The organism is Streptomyces sp. NPDC093544 (assembly GCF_040683495.1).
Lineage (GTDB): Bacteria > Actinomycetota > Actinomycetes > Streptomycetales > Streptomycetaceae > Streptomyces.
In genome coordinates, this window is sequence record NZ_JBFBEA010000003.1 from 347,065 (window position 1) to 365,611 (window position 18,547).

Genomic DNA, 18,547 nt, shown 5'->3' on the forward strand with positions numbered 1-18,547 from the left:
CCACCAGGGAACCGACTTCATGACCTACGCCAGACCTGTGCGCCTCGCCGCACTGGCCGCCGCCCTGACCCTCGGCTCCGCCGCGCTCGCGGCCGCCCCCGCCACCGCGGTCACCGGCCCCGCAGTCGCCGCCGCCGACACCACTTACGCCTACACCGCGCAGATCACCCTCGGCGATCACGACCGCGGCTGCTCCGGCGTTCTCGTGGACGCCGAGTGGCTGCTGACCGCGGCCAGTTGCTTCGCCGCCGACCCGGCCACCAGCCTGAGCGTGCCCGCGGGCAAGCCGGCCGTGAAGACCACCGCCGTCATCGGCCGCTCCGACCTGACCGGCATCGCCGGCGCGGCCCGCGAGATCGTCGAACTGGTCCCGCGCACCGACCGCGACGCGGTCCTGGCCCGCCTCAACCGCCCGGTCACGGGCGTGGCCCCGGTCGCCCTGGCCACCGCTGCGCCCACCGTCGGCGAGACTCTCACCCTCGCCGGCTACGGCCGCACCGCGAGCGAATGGGCACCGCTGAGCCTGCACACCGGCGCCTTCACCGTGAACTCCGCCGCCACCACGACCGCCTCGGTCACCGGCACGAGCGGCATCGCCGCCTGCATGGGCGACACCGGCGGCCCCCTGGTCCGGGCCGGCAGCGGCACAGCCCGACTGGCCGCCCTCGCAAGCCAGTCGTACCAGGGCGGCTGCTACGGCATCGACGCCGGCGTGACCAGTACCGGCGGTGTCGTCACCCGCGTGGACGACCTCGCCTCCTGGGTGAGCGCGACAGTTGACGCGGTGCCCGCCACCGACTTCAACTGCGACGGCGCCGAGGACATCGCGATCTCCGACCCCGGGGCCACCGTGGGCGGCGACGCCGGGGCGGGCCTGGTGCGGATCGTGTACGGCGGCGGCAAGGGCACCGCCGAGATCAACCAGGACGTCGACTGGGTGTCCGGCGCCGCCGAGGCAGGAGACGGGTTCGGCACAGCCATCGCCACGGTCGACTACGACGAGGACGGCTGCACCGACCTGGTCGTGGGCACCCCGGCGGAGGACCTCGGCACCGTCGCCGACGCCGGCATGGTCGATGTGCTGCACGGCGCGACCGGCGGCCTCGGCACGGGCATCAAGAAGGACACCCACTTCGAGCAGGGCGCGGGCACCGGCTCACTGGCCGCCTCCGCGAGCGAGACCGGCGACCGCCTGGGCCAGGCCCTGGCCGCGGGAAACAGCGCCGCCGGTGAGCCGTTCGTCGTGATGGGCGTGCCCGGCGAGGCCCTTGGCTCCCTCGCCAAGGCCGGCAGCGTGATCTACCTGCACGGCACCACCAACATCGCCGTCAACCAGGAGGCCACCGGCGTGGACGGCGCGGCAGAGGCCAACGACGGCTTCGGCACCAGCATCGCCGCCGACGCCAACCACATCGCCATCGGCGCGCCCGGTGACGCCATCGGCTCCAACGCCAACGCCGGCAACCTGGCTGTCTTCGCGCACACCCTGAACTCCGAGGGCCGTCCCACCCCGCTGTTCGGCCTGGACCAGGACCTCGACACCGTCTCCGGCGCCGCCGAGGCCGGCGACCTCTTCGGCCAGTCCCTGGCCCTGGTCCCCTACCGCCCCTCCGCGAGCGCGGCGGCCACGGAGTCGATCCTCGCAGTCGGCTCGCCCGGCGAGACCCTGGCCGTCGACGGCGTGGACAAGGCCGAAACGGGCTGGGTCCTGACCTTCCGGATCACCGCCGCGGGCACCTACAGCCAGCTACAGGGCTACTCCTCGGGCACCGGCGAGGACGACGTCTCCGGCGTCTCCGAGGCCGGGGACCACTTCGGCCAGACCCTGGCCGCGGTGAACACCGCGCCGCGGTCGGTGAGTACGACCGGCACCCTCAAGCTGGCCGTCGGCGTCCCGGGCGAGGCCATCGGCACCACCACGAGCGCGGGCGCCGTGCAGACCTTCTCGCTCCTCGGCACGCCCGGCGCGAACGACCGCTGGCTGGAGGCGGGCGACGGCGACGGCATCCCCGGCACCCCGGGCGCAAACCAGCGACTGGGCAGCAGCCTTCACTACACCGGCAGCAACCTGTACGTCGGCATGCCCAACGGCCCCTCGGCCTACGGCAGCCTGTACTCGCTACCCCTGTCCAACGTGACCGCCGGCGGCACGGTCGCCACGGTGACCACGTACCAGCCGGGCGCGGGCGGCCTCCCCGCCGCCGACACCGACTTCGGCTACGCGGCGCGGTGACCCATGAGCCCTGGGGCCGGCTTCGGCCGGTTCCCAGGGGCTCGTCCCACGGCACCACCCCGGCGCTCCGCATCGGGGTGGTGCCGCCGTGGTAGCCGGTCAAGGTCCCCTGAGATATCGGCAGTTGTCCGATGCCCCCGGCCAAGAGGAGAGGTATGACGATCAAGCACGCGACACGACCCGAACGGCCCGGACGAATACGGGTCAGATCGGCCGTACTGGCCCTGCTGACCGTGGTGACGCTGGGGCTCGGCACGCCCGGCGTGAGCTATGCGCAGCAGGGGACGGAAGCGCAGACGGGACAAGTGGGCCAGGCCGAACCGGCGGATCTGCCGGCGGCCGCGCCCCTCACCACAACCAGCGCTTTCCCGGCGGACTCCGGGGAGCACTGTGAGCCCACGGGGGCACGCTCGAAGGAACGCCGGGCAGGCGCCGCCGAGGCATGTGTGAGCACGAGCCCTGCCCCGGCCAAGAGCACGGCGACACAACAGCAGACCCTCGCCGCGGCCGCCGCCACTGGCAGCTGCGACATCACCAGCCCCGGCGCCTACTCCTACAAGCGCTTCGAGTACTGCGTGACCGGGGTGAACGTCGTCTACATACTGCGTGACGGCAACGGCAAGGAGCTCGGACGCGGCACCCTGCAGGTCTCGACCAGCGCGACCCTGCCCGGGACGGGGACGACCTGGAACGAGCAGGTCACGGTGGCGATGACCAGTGCGAGCGGCGAAGTCACCGCCCTCAACGCCAAGTTCCGCGCCTCCTGCGGAACCGGCTGCACGACGACGAAGACCGCGCCCTGGTACGGCGGTGACCTGACCGTGGGCCAGTCCCTCAGCGGCACCGTCGCCTACTCCTCGGCGCCCGCCCTGAACACCAGCGTGGACTTCACCACCTCGTACAAGCTGTACGTGACCTCCCCGGGGGCCACGGCCGTCGACCCGAACGCCTCGTGGGACAACCCGCGCAAGATCCGCTGCGACAACGCGGTCGGGGGCACCTCGTCGGCGGGCTGTGCCGTCCCCTCGGTCATGGCCGTCGTGCCGATGAGCGCGCAGGGCACCGACCCCGGCGGCGCCGTGGCCGCCTATGAGTGGGCGCAGAGGAACCTCAACGACGGCTGGGGCAAGGGAAAGCCGCTGACCCGGTCGACGAGCGGCGTGGCCGACCGCACAGCCAGCACCTGCGGAGGCTTCACGGCGCAGACGGATCTCGTCGAGACCGACACCTGCGGCGAGTTCCCCTTCGCCGAGACGCGGGAGGGGGGAACCGCCGGCAGCGAGTGCGTCCAGGTGATCCCCAACCTCGGCAACGGCGAATGGGACACGTACATATTGAACGACGCCCGGGTCCTGGACCGGACCCGGCCCTGTGTGCGTGTCCATGCCTCGGCCGCGGACAAGCAGTTCGCCGACGCGCAGCTCGCCGACGGCTTCACGGCCCAGCGGGTGATCGACGCCGACCAGTTCGAGGTGACGTTCACTCTGCCGGACACCGGCCCGCACGCCCGTTGCCTGGACACCACGCCGATCAACGCGCTGCCCAACGGCGCCGGATGGATCCTGAACACCACCGAAACGGTCGCCCACGTCAACAAGACGACCGACCCGCTCGGCCCGGTCGGAGTCCGGCCGACCCAGGCGCAGGCATGCCTGGACAGGTCGGTCCCCGAGGGCACCGATGCGCAGGGAGACATCCCAGGCTGGCAGGACGCGCAGAAATTCAAGACTGACAACTCGCTCACCAACGGGCTGGCCCGGTGTCACCTGATCCCGAAGATCACCGGCGGAAGGGGCATACAGGTCAATCTCACCCCGTGCTGGCAGGCAGGGATGAACACCGGCACACCCAGCATGCGAACCTACGAGGCCATGGCACAGAAGCTGATCCAGGGCTCCGTCGATGCCTTCGGACCGGACGACGCGATCTTCTACCAGGTGACGCCCGTCTACAACGACGACACCAGCACGATCCCGGTGGGAGTCACCATGAGCGCTAACATCGAACGGGCGGACGGGACGACCGAGGAGCTGTTTCCCAACGTCTATGTCACCAACACCCTGAAGAACACCGGGCTGTACAACCTCGGTAACTGATCACAGTCCATTTCGCGTCACCGGGAGCCAGCTTGAGTTTCGCCACCCCGCCGCGGCCGCTCGACGTGACCGCGCTCTTCCCTCAACTGGCCCCGCTGGCAAGGACAGCGACCCGGCTGCATCCGCGGCCCGGATCGCCGACCGTGCACGACAGCTCCGTCGGCGGGCCGCTTCTGTGGCCCGCCGACGAGCCGTGGCCCCACTGCGAAGAGCCGCACGACAGTGAAGCGACAGACGAGATGCACTCTCCGGACGACATCAGGCTCCTGCGCCGCATCCGTGCAGCAGCGGCCGAGCGCCTGCTCCGCGACCCCCAGGCACCCGCGATCACGCCCGAGGAGCGGGAGATCGAGCAGCGGCTCCGCGGTGGCCGCCCCTGGTTCGACGGCCCGATTCCCATGATTCCCGTGGCCCAGCTCTCCACCCGAGACGTCCCTCTCCCGGTCGGCCCTCCCGGAGCCGACCTTCTCCAGGTCCTGTGGTGCCCTTGCGACCACTCGGAGTTCGCACACCCGCGAACCGCCATCTTCTGGCGTTCCTCCGCCTCCCTCACCGACGTCCTCGATGCCCCGCCCGAGCCGCCCGTGATCCAGTTCGACTGGTACCTCCCGGAACCGTGCCTGCTCGCACCGGAACAGGTCACCGACTACCCCAGCCCCATGGAGCTGAGCAAGGAACTGCAGCAGCAGTTGGGCGACGTGAACCGGTGGGAGACAGCCGGATTCGCGTGGGACGGCACCGGCGCGCTGGACCCGCAGGAGTTCTACTTCCGCAACCTGTGTCACGCCCCCGGGTGGAAGATCGGCGGCTGGACCCGCTGGGGCCTCACCGACCCCATGCCCCGCCCCTGCCCCGAATGCGGCACCGAGACGACCCCGCTCCTCACCATCGCGTCTTCGGAATGGAACTCCGGCAGCAAGAGCTGGATGCCCGACGAGGAACGGGCGAACCCGACTCCGCGCCTCCTCGGCACCCAGCGCGCGAACTTCACCCTCATCGACATCTCCGGCGGCTACGACCTACAGCTCCACGTCTGCCCGGCCTCCCCGGACCATCCGCACATCGAACTGGTCCAGTGAGCGAGTCCGAAACGCATGGGAAGACCCGCTCTGACCGTGCCGCCCCGCTGCTTGTCCGAACAGTTCAGTTCTGAGTGTTTCCGTCCCGGACCGGCCGCTCGGTCCAGGCGCAGCTGACCGGTATCGGCTGTCGGCGGCGGGGGGCGCACCAGCGGACCCGCTCCCAGTCGCCTGTCTGCTGTCCGATAGCCACCGGCACGCTCCAGGGGCGGCGGGAGAGACCCGCGCCGACGGCCTTCACGCACGCCTCCTTGGCGGTGAAGATCCAGGCGAACTCACGTCTGCGCCTGTCCTCGGGCATGACGGTCAGTGCTTCGACGTCTTCGGGCGTGCAGCAGAACCGCAGCATTCGGTCGCTGACGCGGGACGGGGTCTGTACGTCGACGCCGACGTCGTGGTTCCTGCCGACGGCCGCGGCGACCCAACCGGAGGAGTGCGAGAGACTCACGCCCAGATCGGGCCGATCCGGCAGGTATGGCCGACCACTTCGGCGTGCGGCGACCAGCCCGCCCTGGAGGTCCTCGCCGATCTCCCGCAGCAGGGCCCGCAGCAAGGTCCGCGAAGCGGCGTGCTCCACGGCGCGCCACGGCGGCAGTTCCGCGGCGGCCGCCTGATCCACCGCGGCGACGGGCAGCGCGTCGAGGATCTCCTCGTTCCGGCCGACCAGGTAGTGCACGCCCTCGGCCGGAGTGCGCTCAAGCAAAGGCGACCTCCGGATCGAGGAGAGCGAGGCGTCCGGGGCTGTGCGCCACCGGCGGGGCCGCCCGTCGGTTTCCTGCGGGGCCGACGGAAGCCTGGCGGGTGTCGGCCCCGGCCCCGCTTCGGTCCCGCCCCGGTCCGATCAGGTGCGGTCCGGTACGCGGCGCAGGTTGCGGATCGGGCTGGCGAGCAGTAGAGCGGTGGCGGTGAGGAAGGCGACCACGACGCCCACCAGGAGCACCTCGTCGGTGCCGAACGCGTCGGCGGCGGGGCCGGCCAGCGCGCTGCCGATCGGGTACATGCCGACGGAGCCTGCTACCTCGTAGGCATGGACGCGGTTGAGCACCTCGCCGGGCACCTGGGTCTGCACGCTGGTGGCCCACATGACGCCCCAGACGCCGATCCCCATCCCGACCAGGACCTGGGCGGCGGCGAGCTGCCAGACCGGCCAGCCGAGCACGATGCCGAGCGGGTAGAGCGGGTAGGCCATCATCGCCACGGCACCGGCGGCGAGCGGCCGCTCGGGCTTGTAGCGGATCGCCAGCAGACCGCCGGCCACGGTGCCGGCGCCCAACGCGGCGTTGACCAGACCGAAGGCGCTCGCGCCGTGCTCGGGCACGATGACGCCGGCGGCCACCGACAGCTGCGGCCCCCAGGAGAGCACCGCGTAGAACATCCAGATCAGAATCACGCCCCAGAGCCAGCTACGGGAGCGGAACTCCTGCCAGCCGACCGCCAGGTTGCGCCACAGGCTCTCGCCGGCCGGCGGCGCGGGCACCTTTCCGAGTCGGAGCACGAACAGGCAGATCGCGCTGGTCCCATAGGCGACGGCGGAGATCACCATCACCCAGCCGGTGGACCCGAACCCGACCAGGGTGCCGGCCAGCGCCGGGCCGCCGAGGCCGGTGATCGCCTCGGAGGTGCGCAGCACTCCGTTGGCGCCCTGCACGTCACGGGAGACCAGCGGGACTGTCGAGGAGGCGCCCGGCTGGAACAGCGCGTTGGCGGTACCGGCCACCACCAACAGCGCGTACAGCTGCCAGAGGTGGTCGATGCCGTGGATGAACAGGAGGGCGAGCAGCACATGGGCGGTCAGGTTGGCCAGATCCGCGATGATCATCATCCGGCGGGCGGTGAACCGGTCGGCGAGCACCCCGCCGAAGAGCACCAGGCCGGCGAACGGGGCGACCAGGAAGGCCATCGAGTACCCCGCGGTGTCCAGGCCGTACCCGCCGCTGAGCAGGCCGGCCGCGACCGCGACCGGCAGCATGGCCCAGCTGAGCAGGCCCGCGCTGCGTGCGGTGAAGTAGTACCGGAAGTTACGGGACCAGATCGCCGGCTCCCCCGGCGACAGCGCCCCGCCGGGCCCGTCCTGCGTCTGCGGGGGCGTAACCACCGCAGTGTGATCTGCCAGGCGTTCTTCCATAACTGTTCAGTCCTTCAGTCGTTGATCGTGGTCTTCATCGGTCGAGTGGCTGCGTGCCGGCGGTGCCGGGAGGCGCGGGCAGTTCCGCCACGGGGACCAGTTCCAGGCCGCGGTCGAGCAGGCCCTCGACGATCGAGGGAAGGGCCTGTACGGTCTGGCCGCGATCGCCTGCGCCCTCGTGCATCAGCACCACCGAGCCGGGTCCGGCGGCCTCCAGGACGGTCGCGGCGATCCGGTCCGGCCCTGGCCTCGACCAGTCGCGGGTGTCCACGTCCCACATCGTCAGGGTGGTCCGATGACCCTCCAGTGCGGCCAGCACCTCGGGGCTCAGCGCGCCGTACGGCGGCCGGAACCGTGTCGGAGCCTCGCCGGTGACCTCGGCCACCACCTCCGCCGTCCGGTCGATCTGCTCGCGGAGTTGATCCGGCGTCAGGTCGAACAGGAAGGGGTGCGACCAGGAGTGGTTGCCCACCTCGTGGCCGGCCGCGGCGATCCGGCGTACCTCGTCGGGCAGTGCCGCGACATGGTGCCCGACGCAGAAGAAGGTGGCCCGGGCTCCGTAGCGGTCCAGGATCTCCAGCACCTGACGGGTGTGCACCGGGTCGGGGCCGTCGTCGAAGGTGAGCGCGACCCGTGGGGTGTCCCGGCGGCCGTGCTCGAAGCAGCGTCCGGCCGCCGTCAGCGCCGCCAGGATCGGTTCGCCGCGCCGTACGCCTTCGAAGTACTCCTCGGCGCGGCCGGTGAGGGTGCCCCCCTCGGCGGTCACCCGGGCCAGCGCGCCGGGTGCGGTCCGGGCCTGCTCCGCCAGCTGTTCGGCCGGCACGGAGCCGAACCGCGGCCGCGGCGGCAGCAGCCAGGGATCCGCGCGGTACACCTCAAGACCGGCCGCCGTCATCGGACCGTCGAGCAGGCCGTTGGTGCTGTCCAGGACCACGGCCGGCGCCCCGTCGTCCAAGCCCCTCAGCCAGCCGATGAGTTCGGCGACCTGGGCGCCACCCCAGCCGCTCGGCTCCACCACCCGGTGTCCCGCGCCGTCCAGGACCTCGACCCGGTAGCCCTCGCCCGTCCAGGCGATTCCCGCGTATCGCTTGGTCATCAGTCCCCCAGCGCGATCGCCTCGGCGACGATCAGCCGCTCGACCCCACGAAGGAACTGCTCCATCCCCTCGCGGCCGATGACCGCCGGGTCGGCGGTCATGGCGAGATCCAGGGCGCCCGGGGCGGTCAACGCGTCGACCGCCATCGAGACGTTCTTACGGGCCGGGAACTGCGTCGGCCAGCTCAGCTCGGTCCGGCCGATCAGCTCGCCCAGCGCGGCCCGCGGCCTCTCGACGGTGTCGAACGGCCCGACGCCCGGGTCACGGGTGTCGTTCCACCAGTACGAGTGGTCGGCCGCCTCCCCCTTCTCGACCAGTTGCGCCACCTCCCGGTCCAGCGCCCACTTGTCGTACGCGGCGTGCCGGAACGCGCTGAACGCGACGGACCGGGTCCGCCGTACCGCGTCCGCGAAGTCCCGGTCCGCGTCCGTGAGCCGGAACAGGGCCTCCTGAGCCACCGTGCTGACCGCCGCGGCGGCGGCCGGCTGGAAGCGGTTGCCGACCACCACCTGGAACAGCACGTCGCTGCTCCCGGACATCCTGGCCAGCTGGTGGGAGACCGCGCCCAGCAGCACCGCGGCGTCGCTCACCTCAAGTTCCGCCGCCACCCGCCCGACGGCGACGGCCAGCGCGGGCGAGCGCAGCAGCGCGTTGGGGAACAGCCGGTTCGGATCGGCCGCGAGTTCCGGCGCCGCGGGGTCCTGGAATATCTGCCGGGGGCCGGCGGTCAGTTGCTCGATCCAGTAGCGGCGGGCCGCCTCGTCCCGGCGACGGCCGAGCGGCGAGGCCTGGAGCTCCGCGGCCTCCAGGGGCTGGAGGGCGGGGCGTGCCAGGCGCAGCGCCTCGGCGGACTCACCCGACTCGATCGACTCCAGGTCGCGGAGCAGTCGGCCAAGACCCCAGTAGTCCATGCCGGTGTGCGCCCCGGCCAGTACCAGCCGGTGGACCAGGCCCTCGTGCTCCACCAGGCCGACTCGCAGGGGCCACTCCCGCGTGTGGTCGAAGGAGCGCCCGGCCAGCTCCTTCAGCATGCCGGCGCTGACCTCCGGGGCCCGCGCCGGCGAGCAGGTCCGGATCTCCACCGGAAGCTCGCCGCTGCTGTCGACGACCTGCTCAAGACCGTCCTCACCGTTCGGCAGGAACCTGGTGTGCAGGCTGTCGTGGAGCAGGAGCAGCTCCGTCAGGTCCGCGAGTACGCGGGACACCGGGCGGGGTGGGGTGACGGGGAGGTCGACGGGCAGGTTGTACCGGGGGGCGTCGTCACCGAGCCGGGTGACGACCCCCCAGATCGCCCGCTGCCCCCAGGTCGCCGGACCGGTCCCGGCCCTCGCGGAGTCCAGCCTGATGGTCCGCTCGTTGACCGTGGTCATCGTGTTCCAACCTTCCCTTCGATTACCTCGTCCGATGTCTGTCGAAGCCGGGCCGAACGTGGCGAACCGGCTGGTCCGGCCCAGTGCTTACGGCGACTGGCATCCGCCGGCCGACCGGCCCGGCCGCCAGGGTGAGCGCCCGTGCGGCGACGTTCGCGGACCCGACGCGGGTCGGGCACCGCCGTCAACACCTCGGCCGGCGAGGCCGGTTCGCGCGGTCGGTGGACGAACCGTCACTTCCCACGGTCTGAGAACGTCCGCCACCGCCGGCCGTGGCGGACGAACTCACCCCGAGCCGCGGTGGAGTTACCCCTCCCCGTCGGCGAAGAGCGCCGCGTGGCTGCGGCCGGAGCGCGGGTCCGTGTCGAGCAGCACGATCCGCCGGTAGGCCTGCTGCCACTCCTGCCAGTGGTCGGCCAACTCCAGCCAGAGGCTGGTGCAGTAGCTGCCCGGCGCCACCCGGTGAACCGCGGTGCGCTCCGGGATGTCCTCGGTGACCCAGGGCCCGAGCACCAACAGCGTGCCGTCCTCCCCGAGGTCGCGGCCCAGGGTGCCGTCGCCGAGGACGGCCGCCGCCGTACCGCCCGAGTGCGCCCGGACGAACCGCAGGCCGGCCTCGGTGGAGGCCCCGAGGACCAGCGCCGCGGCCGAGTCGACCAGCGGGGTCTCCTGGACCAACGGGAAGGCCGTCGGCAGTGTGGTCTGCTCCAGCACCGCCAGCACCACCTCCGCGGCCCGCCCCGCCCGGTGGTACGCCGAGGCGATCCGCAGTGCGGTGAAGGGTGCGGCCAGGCCCTGTTGGCCGATAGCGAAGTTGGCCGCCCGGCCGCCGAGTTGATCGGTGAGGTACGGCGCGATGGCGGTGAACGGCACCACGTCCGGAAGGGCGTGGGTGACGATCAGCAGCTCCGGCCGGCTCCGGCCGACACCCTCGTCGGCGACGAGCAGGTCCGCGAGGTCGCGGTGGTGGACGTGCGAGCCGCGGCTCAACAACTCCTCGTCCGGCTTCTCACCGAAGGGAGTGAGCAGGTCTCGGTAGTAGTCGAGCGCGGCCGGGGCGTCGCCCGGTGCCCGGCCCTGCGGCGAGCGCACCGCGGCGGCGGCCCGGACGGCGAGTCCGCTCATGACGTCCCCTCTTCTTCGCGGAGTGCGACCTCGACGTAGTCGGCGAAGGACCGCATGGTCCGCAGGTGGTCGATGTCGAGCTTCTCCGGGTCCACCGAGATCCCGGTCGCCTCCTCGACGGTCATCAGCAGCCCCAGCACGGCGAGGGAGGTGAGCTGGAGCTCGTCGAAGAGCGCGGTCTCCTCCTTGAGCCCGGTGATCGGCCGCTCCAGGACCTCGCTGAGTGCCTTCTCGATGACGACCAGCAGTTCCTGACGTTCCATCAGACATCACCCGCCGCACGGTGGGTGATCACCATCGCGCCGAAGGTGGCGCCCAGGCCGACGGAGACCAGCAGGTAGTGCGCGCCGTCCACCAGGCGGCCGTCGTCGCGCAGGGTGGTGTAGTTGACGAAGACGTCCGAGGCGAAGGTGTGGCTGTAGCGCGGGATGTTGTCCAGGAAAACCTTCTCCGGCGCCACCTCCAGCTCCTTGATGGTCTGCCGCCAGGCCAGCTTGTTGACGTTGTGCGGGATCACCAGGTCGACGTCGTCGAGCGTCAAGGAGGCCTCCACCAGGGCCTGGTGGATGACCTCGGCGATCCTGCTGCCGTACTGCTCCCCGAACACGGCGTTCTGCTCAGGGGTCAGCTCCAGCCACTGGGCGTACTCGCCCAGGGTCCGGGTGGCGAAGGACCGGACCACGTCGCCGTCGCCGTCCAGGGTGATCAGGCAGGAGGCCGCGGCGTCGGCCATGATCGCGGTGTTGGGGACGTGCTGGACGATCGGCGAGTACGCCCGCTCTCCCGTGACCATCAGCGCGTACGAGCCCTCGGCGCCCTCCGCCCGGAGCAGTTCGCCGAGCACCTCGATGGCGCCCAGGCTGCTGACGCAGGCCTGGTGGCTGAGGCCGAACGCCTCTGTGCCGGCGAGACCGAGGTCGTCGCGGACCACCTGGGCGATGTCCACGTCAGCCGGGGCCACCGCCTGGGTGGTGTGGGCGTACGCCAGGTAGTCCACCTGGCCGCCCTCCGGCAGGGTGGCCAGGGCGCCCTGCGCGGCGGGGCGCAGCAGGTCGAGCAGCGAGAGCTCGGGGTCGAAGCGGAGCGTGTCCAGGCCGTAGAACTTGCGGAACACGCCGAGTTCGGCCCGGCGCAGGCCCAACAGCTCGCCCAGCTCCTCGATCCGCACGCTGCGCTCGGGCAGGTACGACTCGATCCGCTCCAGGGTGATCCGGCGCTCGGCGGTCGGACTGCTCATCAGGCCGTCGCGATCTCGGCGCGGATCAGCCACAGCCGGTTGGCGCCGCGCCGGTTCCTCGGCTGGACCTCGTACGGCCAGCGGCCCTCACCGGCGCCGGGCTGGCCGGGCTCGCGCAGGTCGGTGGTCTTCCAGCCGTTCGCCGTCAGGAACTCCTCGGGCTCGTCGGAGCCGAAGATCCACGGCGTGCCGTCGGCGGCCAACGTGTCCAGGAAGCCCTTCGAGAACGGGCTGCGCAGCAGGGCCCGCCCGAGGATGTCGAAGGCCAGGTGGCTGCCGGGGGCCGAGGCTGAGGCGAGCAGGCGCAGCAGTCCGGCGGCCTGCTCCTCGGTGAGGAAGAAGGTCAGCGCCTCGGCGACCCACAGGGTCGGGCGGTCGCGGTCGAAGCCGGCAGCCTCCAGAGCGGGCAACCAGTCCTGGGTGAGGTCGGCGGAGACCTCGCGCCGGTCGGTGCGCGGCTCGGCCCCGAGGGCGTCGAGCCGGCGGCGCTTCTCGGCTATCAGCAGGGCGTGGTCGACCTCGTAGACCTCGCTGCCCTCCGGCCAGTCGAGCCGGAACGCACGGGTGTCCATGCCCGCCGCGATCAGCACCACCTGCTGGATCCCGCTCTCGGCGAGGACGTCCCGAATGGCGTCGTCCAGGAACCGGGTCCGGATGGAGATGAACGGCAGCAGGCCGCCGCCGGCGTAGCGCTCGATCAGCTCGAAGCCCCTGGGCGCGGCCAGGTCGCGGGCCAGCGGGTCGACGAACAGCGCGTCCTCGCGCTCGGACTCCTGCGCGCGGGCCGCGGCCATCCACTGTGCGGTGTACGAGACTGCATCCATGGTGAAGATCCCCCCTCGGGATCAGGCGAAGAACGCCTTCTCGATGGTCGCCAGGGTCTGGAAGTCCTCGATGTCGATGTTGTCGAAGTCGACCTCGATGCCTGCGGCGTCCTCGATGGTGTAGACGAGTTCGACGAAGGCGAGCGAGTCGACCAGCCGGCTCTCGATGAGGTCGACGTCGGCGGCGAGCTCGGTGCGTTCGGGGTGACGGCCGAGGATCCAGTCCCGGACCTTGTCGATACCTGCGGCGCTCACGGCATTCCCTTCAGAGTCGGTGATCCAGCGAGGTGTGCTGATTCAGCGGGATGCGCTGCTGATCCAGCGGGATGCGCTGATCGAGCGAGGTGGTGGCGGCCGCGACGGCGATCGCGAAGCCGCCGTCGTGGCTGATGCTGACGTCGATCGGGCCGAGCCCGGCGCTGCGGGCCAACTCGGCGGCCCCGCCGGAGAGTCGGACCCCGGGTCGGCCGCCGGGACCGCGCAGGACCTCGATGCCCTGCCAGGGAACCGTCCTGCCGACGGCGCCGAGGAGCTTGAAGACGGCCTCCTTGGCGGCCAGCCGTCCGGCGATCCCGGCCTGGTCGGGTGCGCCGTCCGGGGTGCGGGAGACGGTCAGTTCCTCCGCGGAGAGGAACCGCCTGAGCACCGGCCCGATGCCGGGATCCAGCAGTTCGCGGACCCGGGAGAGCGGCACGAGGTCGACGCCGATCCGGGGCTGGGCCTGGGGCTGGGGCTGGGGCTGGGCCTGGGTCACGACGGGGCGGCGGCAGCGCGTACGGCGGCCAGCGCGGCGTCGAGATCCCCGTCGAAGTGCTCGGTCAGGACGGCGAGCCAGCGCTCAAGACCGAAGGCCACACAGGAGGTGTACGCATGCTCGCCGGACGCCAGCCGGATACCGCACCGCTCGCCGAAGAAGTTGCGGTGCGTGTTGACCGAGGCGATCGCCAGGTCGCCGTACTGGAACTCGTACTTGACCGGGCTGAGCTTCTGCAACAGAGCGCGGCCGTTGTCGTTGCGGAAGAACGGATCGCCGGCCGGCACCTTGCCCAGGTCGATCCCGAGCGCGGCGGCGAAGGACTGGATCCGCTCGGTGAAGCGGGCCAGCACCTGCTGGGTGTGCTCGTAGTTGCCGAGTGCGACGATCTCGCGCATCTGGAAGCTGGCGAGGCGGCGCAGTCCGCTGTAGTGGTCCTCGTTGCGGAAACAGCGGTTGACGAGGGTCACCAGGGTGTCGTCGGCGACCTGGTCGCCCTCGTGGAAGAGGTACGCGCCGTAGCAGGTGGCGTGCGGCAGTCCATACCGTGCCTCGGTCACCGCGCCGGGGCCGAACCGGCCCTCCACCGGCTTGAACTGATCATCAGTCAGATCGAGCGAGCCGGCCACCCAGGCGAGGTGGGGGAAGTTGGTGTAGACGTCGAACTTCTCCAAGTCGGTCACCGGGAAGAGCGGCGGGGCGCTGATCTCCTCGGCGCCGGCCGCGAGGCCCCAGTCGGCGAAGACCCGGTCGAGCTCCTTGACGAGCCGGGTGGCCTGCGGGCCGAGGATGGCCAGTGCGGGTGCACCGTCGCTCCCGGTCAGGCGGTTCACCGTCGGGCGGCTCATCGGATGAGTCCCGTCTTTTCGAGGAACTTGGTGGTCTTGCGGAAGGTGCGCAGCTCGGCCTTGGCCCGGGCCGGCGATTCCAGCAGGGCCCGGCGCAGCTCGTGCGGGCGCTCCAGACCGGCGTCGCGGTAGACCTGCGGGTTGTAGAGGGAGTCGAAGCTGTGCTTCAGGTAGCGGCGCAGGTAGGTGGAGATGTCGGCCAGTTCCTGCTCGGTGGCGGTCTGCTTCAGGTCCTGGTGGAGCAGGTCGACCAGTTCGCGGCCGAAGGCGATGTGCCGGGACTCGTCCTGGTGGTGGATCCGGTTGATGCCGCGGATCGTCTCGTGCAGGCGCTCGTCCTCGGCCATCTGCGAGTTGAAGTGGTCGACCAGCTCCTCGAAGATCAGGATGCGGGCGAACACCAGCAGACTCTGGATCTTGGCGGAGGAGCCGGCCGACTCCGCGATGGCCGGCTGCCGGTAGATCTTCCCGCCGTAGCGGAGGCAGAATTCGGCGAAGAACCACATGTGCTCGTTCTCCTCACCGATGAAATGGTGGAAGAATTCCGACGGCGTTTCGAAACCGGCGGTGTGGATCCGGCCCACCACCTCGATGAGCAGTTCCCGAATTCCGTGCACATTGAGGCTGTAGAAATTGATGCTCTCGTGTTTGGAAAGCGTGTGGAGCTGTTGCGGAGTGAGCGTCTCGGCCCATTCCGTCCCGTACGTGGTGGTGAGCTCGGGGCTCATCCACCACGCGTCCTCGGCGAGTTTGTCCGGCCACTCGAACATCCGGTACGGGTTGTAGTAGTCGTCAATCGCTTTGGTGGCGAGTCGGTCCAGGATTCCCCGGAACCGGTCGTTTCGGTCGATCACATCGCTGACCATCGCGCGATGTCTCCGTTCGCCTCGGGGTCTCTTTGCGATTCCAGAGTAGGGATTCCCGAACGGATTTCTCAACGCCCGAAACCGGCTGCCGAATTCGGTCACCGGGCAGGTCGGTTCGTCACGGGAGAGCGGTGCGTCAGGGGTGCGGTACGTCAGGGGTGCGGTACGTCAGGGGTGCGGTACGTCGGGGGTGCCGTGCGTCGGGGGTGCCGTGCGTCGGGGGTGCCGTGCGTCAGGGGTGCCGTGCGTCAGGGGTGCCGTGCGTCAGGGGTGCCGTGCGTCAGGGGTGCCGTGCGTCAGGGGTGCTGGTATCAGTCCGGCCGGACGGCGTCGTGGCGCGCGGCGAGTTCCGCGCGCAGGGCGGCGTTCTCCTGCTCCAGCCGCGCGAGGCGATCGCGGACGGGGACCAGGGCGTCGTCGACCTCGCGTTGACTGAAGCGGGGGGTGATGTGATTGGGGCAGTTCCAGGCGAAGGCCTCGACCCGGATGCTGACGAGATGTTCGACCGTGCCCTCACTGCGCGGCGAGGCCAGCCGCTGGGCGAGCACTGGGTCGTCGCCGGCCGGCACGGCGGTGGCGTGGCCGAACACCTTGAGGCGGATCTGGCGGGCGTGGTCGATGAAGAAGAGTGCGACCCGGTCGTCGCCGCGCAGGTTGCCGGTGGTGATGTACTGCCGGTTGCCCCGGACGGACAGATAGCCGAGGGTGCGCTCGTCCAGGACGTGGACGAACCCCGCCGGGCCGCCCCTGAACTGGATGTACGGCCAGCCGGTCTCGCCCACGCTGGCGAACAGGAAGCCGTCGAGGCCGCCGATGAAGTCGGCCTCGGGGTCGCCAAGCGGATCGGCCCCCTCGCCCGGCGCCCGCAGCTGGCGGTCGGCCGCCTTGGCGCTGCCCATCTCCTGCTGGACCTCGCGCACCGCTGAGGTGTACGCGAGTTGGACGAAGCGGCTCATGCGGCGCTCCTGAGAACCAGGTCGAGGAGGCCGGTCCGGGCGGCCAGCGCGCCGGCCTGGAAGCGGCTGGTGGCCGACAAATCCTGCATGATCGTGGCCACATGGCGGCGGAAGGTCCGCTCGGACATGCCCACCCGGCGCGCGATCACCTCGTCCTTGGCGCCGGAGGCCAGCAGGTCGAGCAGCGTCGCCTTCAGGTCCTCCAGCGTCCCCGCGTAGCCGGCCGCGCCGGAGTCGAAATCGAACGCTGACTCCCAGGCCCGGGCGTGCAGTCCGGCCAGGAAGGCCGCGACCGCGCCCTCGTAGACGACGGCGATCGCGTCGCCCTCGCCGGCCGGGATGAAAGCTGTCTTCCGGTCGAAGACCAGGAAGCGGTCGCGCACCTCCTTGGTGGTGCGCACCTGCCCACCCGCCGGCAGGAGTTCGCCGATGTGCGCGCGGGTGTCGGAGTCGCCGCGGGCGGTGTGGGGGTAGAGGATCCGCCCCTGCGCGCCGCGCCGCAGCGCCTCCAGCACCAGCGGGCGGGCCAGCCGCAACTCGTGGGTCTCGTGGGCCACGCAGGGCTGCATCACCAGGACCTCCGTGGTGCAGCTCTGCGCGGCCTCCAGCAGCCGCAGTTCGATCTCCTCCGGGTCGTCGGTGACCACCACCGGCTCGGCACGGGTCCTGGCCTGTCTTTCGAAGGCGGCCACGAAGGAGCTCAGCTGCCCCTTGAATCCGGCGAGTCGGTGACGGCTGTCGAAGATCTCCCGCTCCAGGGGCACCAGCAGCTCCATCTGGGCGGCGTCCGGGCTGACCGCGACCAGCCGGTCCGCGCCGCCCTCCGCCGGCTTGACCAGGCGCAGTTCGCGCAGCACGCCGACCGCCTGCTCGGCGCGCTGCTGAGAGACCCCCAACTCCTCAGCGATCCCGGACAGACTGAAGTCGACACGTCCGACGGTGCGTTCGTAGAAGGTGACCACGAAGTCGTCCACCTCGGCCGACCGCTGGGCTTCCTGACGTAGGGTCTGCGCCGCGAATTCCATCGTCACCTCGTCCTGAGTGCGCGGATGATGTTGGCATGACCGAAGGAGAGGGGCCCGGAACGCCCCGGACGGGCGGCGGCGAACGGCACCGTGAGCTGTTGCAACGTGTCACCTCATGAATCGGCACGGGGAACGGCCTTGCGGTGCGACCAGCCTACGGAGGCGGCCTGGTCGGGCTCCTACAGCCGCACCAGAGGGCCGAAAGCCCCCGGGAGTCCGATCCCGGCCGAACGCAACGGCGCTGACCTGCGGTTCTTCCGGTCACCACCGATCGGCCGGCGGGAACCGGCAGAACTGGTGCAATTGCCGGAGCAGTTGTCGTACCTCCGGGCGGGGGCAGGACGACGCCGGTGTTCGGCGGAGCTGGATCCCGAGCATCGTGCGGGAGGGCCGCAGCGGGTTGTGTGAGTGGGCGAACGTCTCGCGGGGCGGGAGGCGCGGGGCGGGCCGTGGGGCGGGGCGGGCCGTGGGGCGGGGCGGGCCGTGGGGCGGGGCGGGCCGTGGGCAGAAGCCCGGGGCCAGGGGCGGGGCCGAGGGCGAGGGCCGGGGCCGAGAGGCCGAGAGGCCGACTGCGCGTAGCCGAGCGCCAGTTGCCTGTGCGCCTCGCCCGGTCGGCGCCCGGGATCGCGGTGCGGGGCGAGTGCACCGCGCCCCAACTTCCTTGTGGTCCCAGCGACTTCCCCGGCCGTACCCGTACGCAGGCCAGTACGTTGAGCACGCAGCCTTCGAGCATCCCGAACTCCGTCTCGCGGGAGAGCGTGACGGCGAGCTCCGCGATGCGCGGGGCGGCCAACGGCTTCAGGCACGCCCGAGCACGGCGAGCACGGCGAGCACGGCGAGCACGGCGAGCACGGCGAGCACGGCGAGCACGGCGAGCACGGCGAGCACGGCGAGCACGGCGAGCACGGCGAGC

The 18,547-nt window shown here is 71.2% G+C and carries 17 protein-coding genes; 3 read left to right on the forward strand and 14 right to left on the reverse strand.

Annotated features, from left to right (window positions below; translation table 11 throughout):
• Positions 1-19: 19 nt before the first annotated feature.
• The 3 genes from AB0N66_RS05880 (at position 20) to AB0N66_RS05890 (ending at position 5,408) form a co-directional block, all read left to right on the forward strand.
• Positions 20-2,233, forward strand: a complete 2,214-nt coding sequence (locus AB0N66_RS05880) for a trypsin-like serine protease (protein WP_365429283.1) — start codon at positions 20-22, stop codon at positions 2,231-2,233.
• Between the two features lie 155 nt (positions 2,234-2,388).
• The gene (locus AB0N66_RS05885; protein ID WP_365429286.1) at positions 2,389-4,329 is read left to right on the forward strand and encodes a DNA/RNA non-specific endonuclease; all 1,941 of its coding nucleotides are present in this window, start codon (positions 2,389-2,391) and stop codon (positions 4,327-4,329) included.
• 32 nt (positions 4,330-4,361) lie between these two features.
• A complete protein-coding gene (locus AB0N66_RS05890) occupies positions 4,362-5,408 on the forward strand; it encodes a hypothetical protein (protein ID WP_365429289.1) in 1,047 nt (348 codons plus the stop codon).
• Between the two features lie 64 nt (positions 5,409-5,472).
• On the opposite strand, the gene AB0N66_RS05895 is transcribed toward AB0N66_RS05890, so the two are convergent.
• The 14 genes from AB0N66_RS05895 to AB0N66_RS05960 form a co-directional block, all read right to left on the reverse strand.
• On the reverse strand, positions 5,473-6,111 hold the full coding sequence (locus AB0N66_RS05895; protein WP_365429292.1) for a 4'-phosphopantetheinyl transferase superfamily protein: 639 nt from the start codon (positions 6,109-6,111) through the stop codon (positions 5,473-5,475).
• A gap of 138 nt (positions 6,112-6,249) precedes the next feature.
• Complete coding sequence (locus AB0N66_RS05900; RefSeq protein ID WP_365429295.1) at positions 6,250-7,533, reverse strand: MFS transporter; 1,284 nt, start codon at positions 7,531-7,533, stop codon at positions 6,250-6,252.
• Positions 7,534-7,567: 34 nt separating this feature from the next.
• Complete coding sequence (locus tag AB0N66_RS05905; RefSeq protein ID WP_365429298.1) at positions 7,568-8,629, reverse strand: polysaccharide deacetylase family protein; 1,062 nt, start codon at positions 8,627-8,629, stop codon at positions 7,568-7,570.
• Positions 8,629-9,999, reverse strand: coding sequence for a condensation domain-containing protein (locus AB0N66_RS05910; protein WP_365429301.1), 1,371 nt, complete (start codon positions 9,997-9,999; stop codon positions 8,629-8,631). Before AB0N66_RS05910 ends, AB0N66_RS05905 begins: the two co-directional genes overlap by 1 nt.
• A 306-nt stretch (positions 10,000-10,305) precedes the next feature.
• A complete protein-coding gene (locus AB0N66_RS05915) occupies positions 10,306-11,124 on the reverse strand; it encodes a hypothetical protein (protein ID WP_365429304.1) in 819 nt (272 codons plus the stop codon).
• A complete protein-coding gene (locus tag AB0N66_RS05920) occupies positions 11,121-11,387 on the reverse strand; it encodes an acyl carrier protein (RefSeq protein WP_365429307.1) in 267 nt (88 codons plus the stop codon). Before AB0N66_RS05920 ends, AB0N66_RS05915 begins: the two co-directional genes overlap by 4 nt.
• Complete coding sequence (locus AB0N66_RS05925; protein ID WP_365429310.1) at positions 11,387-12,361, reverse strand: ketoacyl-ACP synthase III family protein; 975 nt, start codon at positions 12,359-12,361, stop codon at positions 11,387-11,389. The genes AB0N66_RS05920 and AB0N66_RS05925 overlap by 1 nt, the downstream gene beginning before the upstream one ends.
• On the reverse strand, positions 12,361-13,185 hold the full coding sequence (locus AB0N66_RS05930) for an SAM-dependent methyltransferase (protein WP_365429313.1): 825 nt from the start codon (positions 13,183-13,185) through the stop codon (positions 12,361-12,363). The genes AB0N66_RS05925 and AB0N66_RS05930 overlap by 1 nt, the downstream gene beginning before the upstream one ends.
• A 21-nt stretch (positions 13,186-13,206) precedes the next feature.
• Positions 13,207-13,440, reverse strand: coding sequence for an acyl carrier protein (locus tag AB0N66_RS05935; RefSeq protein WP_365429316.1), 234 nt, complete (start codon positions 13,438-13,440; stop codon positions 13,207-13,209).
• A 10-nt stretch (positions 13,441-13,450) separates the two neighbouring features.
• Positions 13,451-13,939 carry a holo-ACP synthase gene (locus AB0N66_RS05940; RefSeq protein WP_365429319.1) on the reverse strand — a complete coding sequence of 163 codons (489 nt, stop codon included), beginning with the start codon at positions 13,937-13,939 and terminating at the stop codon, positions 13,451-13,453.
• Positions 13,936-14,787: a hypothetical protein gene (locus AB0N66_RS05945; protein ID WP_365429322.1), complete on the reverse strand. Its 852-nt coding sequence runs from the start codon at positions 14,785-14,787 to the stop codon at positions 13,936-13,938. The genes AB0N66_RS05940 and AB0N66_RS05945 overlap by 4 nt, the downstream gene beginning before the upstream one ends.
• Positions 14,784-15,653: a diiron oxygenase gene (locus tag AB0N66_RS05950; protein ID WP_365429325.1), complete on the reverse strand. Its 870-nt coding sequence runs from the start codon at positions 15,651-15,653 to the stop codon at positions 14,784-14,786. Before AB0N66_RS05950 ends, AB0N66_RS05945 begins: the two co-directional genes overlap by 4 nt.
• 311 nt (positions 15,654-15,964) lie before the next feature.
• Positions 15,965-16,609, reverse strand: a complete 645-nt coding sequence (locus AB0N66_RS05955) for a pyridoxamine 5'-phosphate oxidase family protein (RefSeq protein WP_365429328.1) — start codon at positions 16,607-16,609, stop codon at positions 15,965-15,967.
• Positions 16,606-17,634, reverse strand: coding sequence for a LuxR C-terminal-related transcriptional regulator (locus tag AB0N66_RS05960; RefSeq protein WP_365429486.1), 1,029 nt, complete (start codon positions 17,632-17,634; stop codon positions 16,606-16,608). The genes AB0N66_RS05955 and AB0N66_RS05960 overlap by 4 nt, the downstream gene beginning before the upstream one ends.
• Between the last annotated feature and the right edge of the window lie 913 nt (positions 17,635-18,547).

Excerpts from the sequence above, each read along its gene's own strand:
- AB0N66_RS05960 (WP_365429486.1), bottom strand. The coding sequence starts at position 17,634 with ATGGAATTCGCGGCGCAGACCCTACGTCAGGAAGCCCAGCGGTCGGCC.
- AB0N66_RS05885 (WP_365429286.1), top strand. The coding sequence starts at position 2,389 with ATGACGATCAAGCACGCGACACGACCCGAACGGCCCGGACGAATACGG.
- AB0N66_RS05900 (WP_365429295.1), bottom strand. The coding sequence starts at position 7,533 with ATGGAAGAACGCCTGGCAGATCACACTGCGGTGGTTACGCCCCCGCAG.
- AB0N66_RS05950 (WP_365429325.1), bottom strand. The coding sequence starts at position 15,653 with ATGGTCAGCGATGTGATCGACCGAAACGACCGGTTCCGGGGAATCCTG.
- AB0N66_RS05880 (WP_365429283.1), top strand. The coding sequence starts at position 20 with ATGACCTACGCCAGACCTGTGCGCCTCGCCGCACTGGCCGCCGCCCTG.
- AB0N66_RS05905 (WP_365429298.1), bottom strand. The coding sequence starts at position 8,629 with ATGACCAAGCGATACGCGGGAATCGCCTGGACGGGCGAGGGCTACCGG.
- AB0N66_RS05955 (WP_365429328.1), bottom strand. The coding sequence starts at position 16,609 with ATGAGCCGCTTCGTCCAACTCGCGTACACCTCAGCGGTGCGCGAGGTC.
- AB0N66_RS05915 (WP_365429304.1), bottom strand. The coding sequence starts at position 11,124 with ATGAGCGGACTCGCCGTCCGGGCCGCCGCCGCGGTGCGCTCGCCGCAG.
- AB0N66_RS05910 (WP_365429301.1), bottom strand. The coding sequence starts at position 9,999 with ATGACCACGGTCAACGAGCGGACCATCAGGCTGGACTCCGCGAGGGCC.
- AB0N66_RS05930 (WP_365429313.1), bottom strand. The coding sequence starts at position 13,185 with ATGGATGCAGTCTCGTACACCGCACAGTGGATGGCCGCGGCCCGCGCG.
- AB0N66_RS05925 (WP_365429310.1), bottom strand. The coding sequence starts at position 12,361 with ATGAGCAGTCCGACCGCCGAGCGCCGGATCACCCTGGAGCGGATCGAG.
- AB0N66_RS05945 (WP_365429322.1), bottom strand. The coding sequence starts at position 14,787 with ATGAGCCGCCCGACGGTGAACCGCCTGACCGGGAGCGACGGTGCACCC.
- AB0N66_RS05920 (WP_365429307.1), bottom strand. The coding sequence starts at position 11,387 with ATGGAACGTCAGGAACTGCTGGTCGTCATCGAGAAGGCACTCAGCGAG.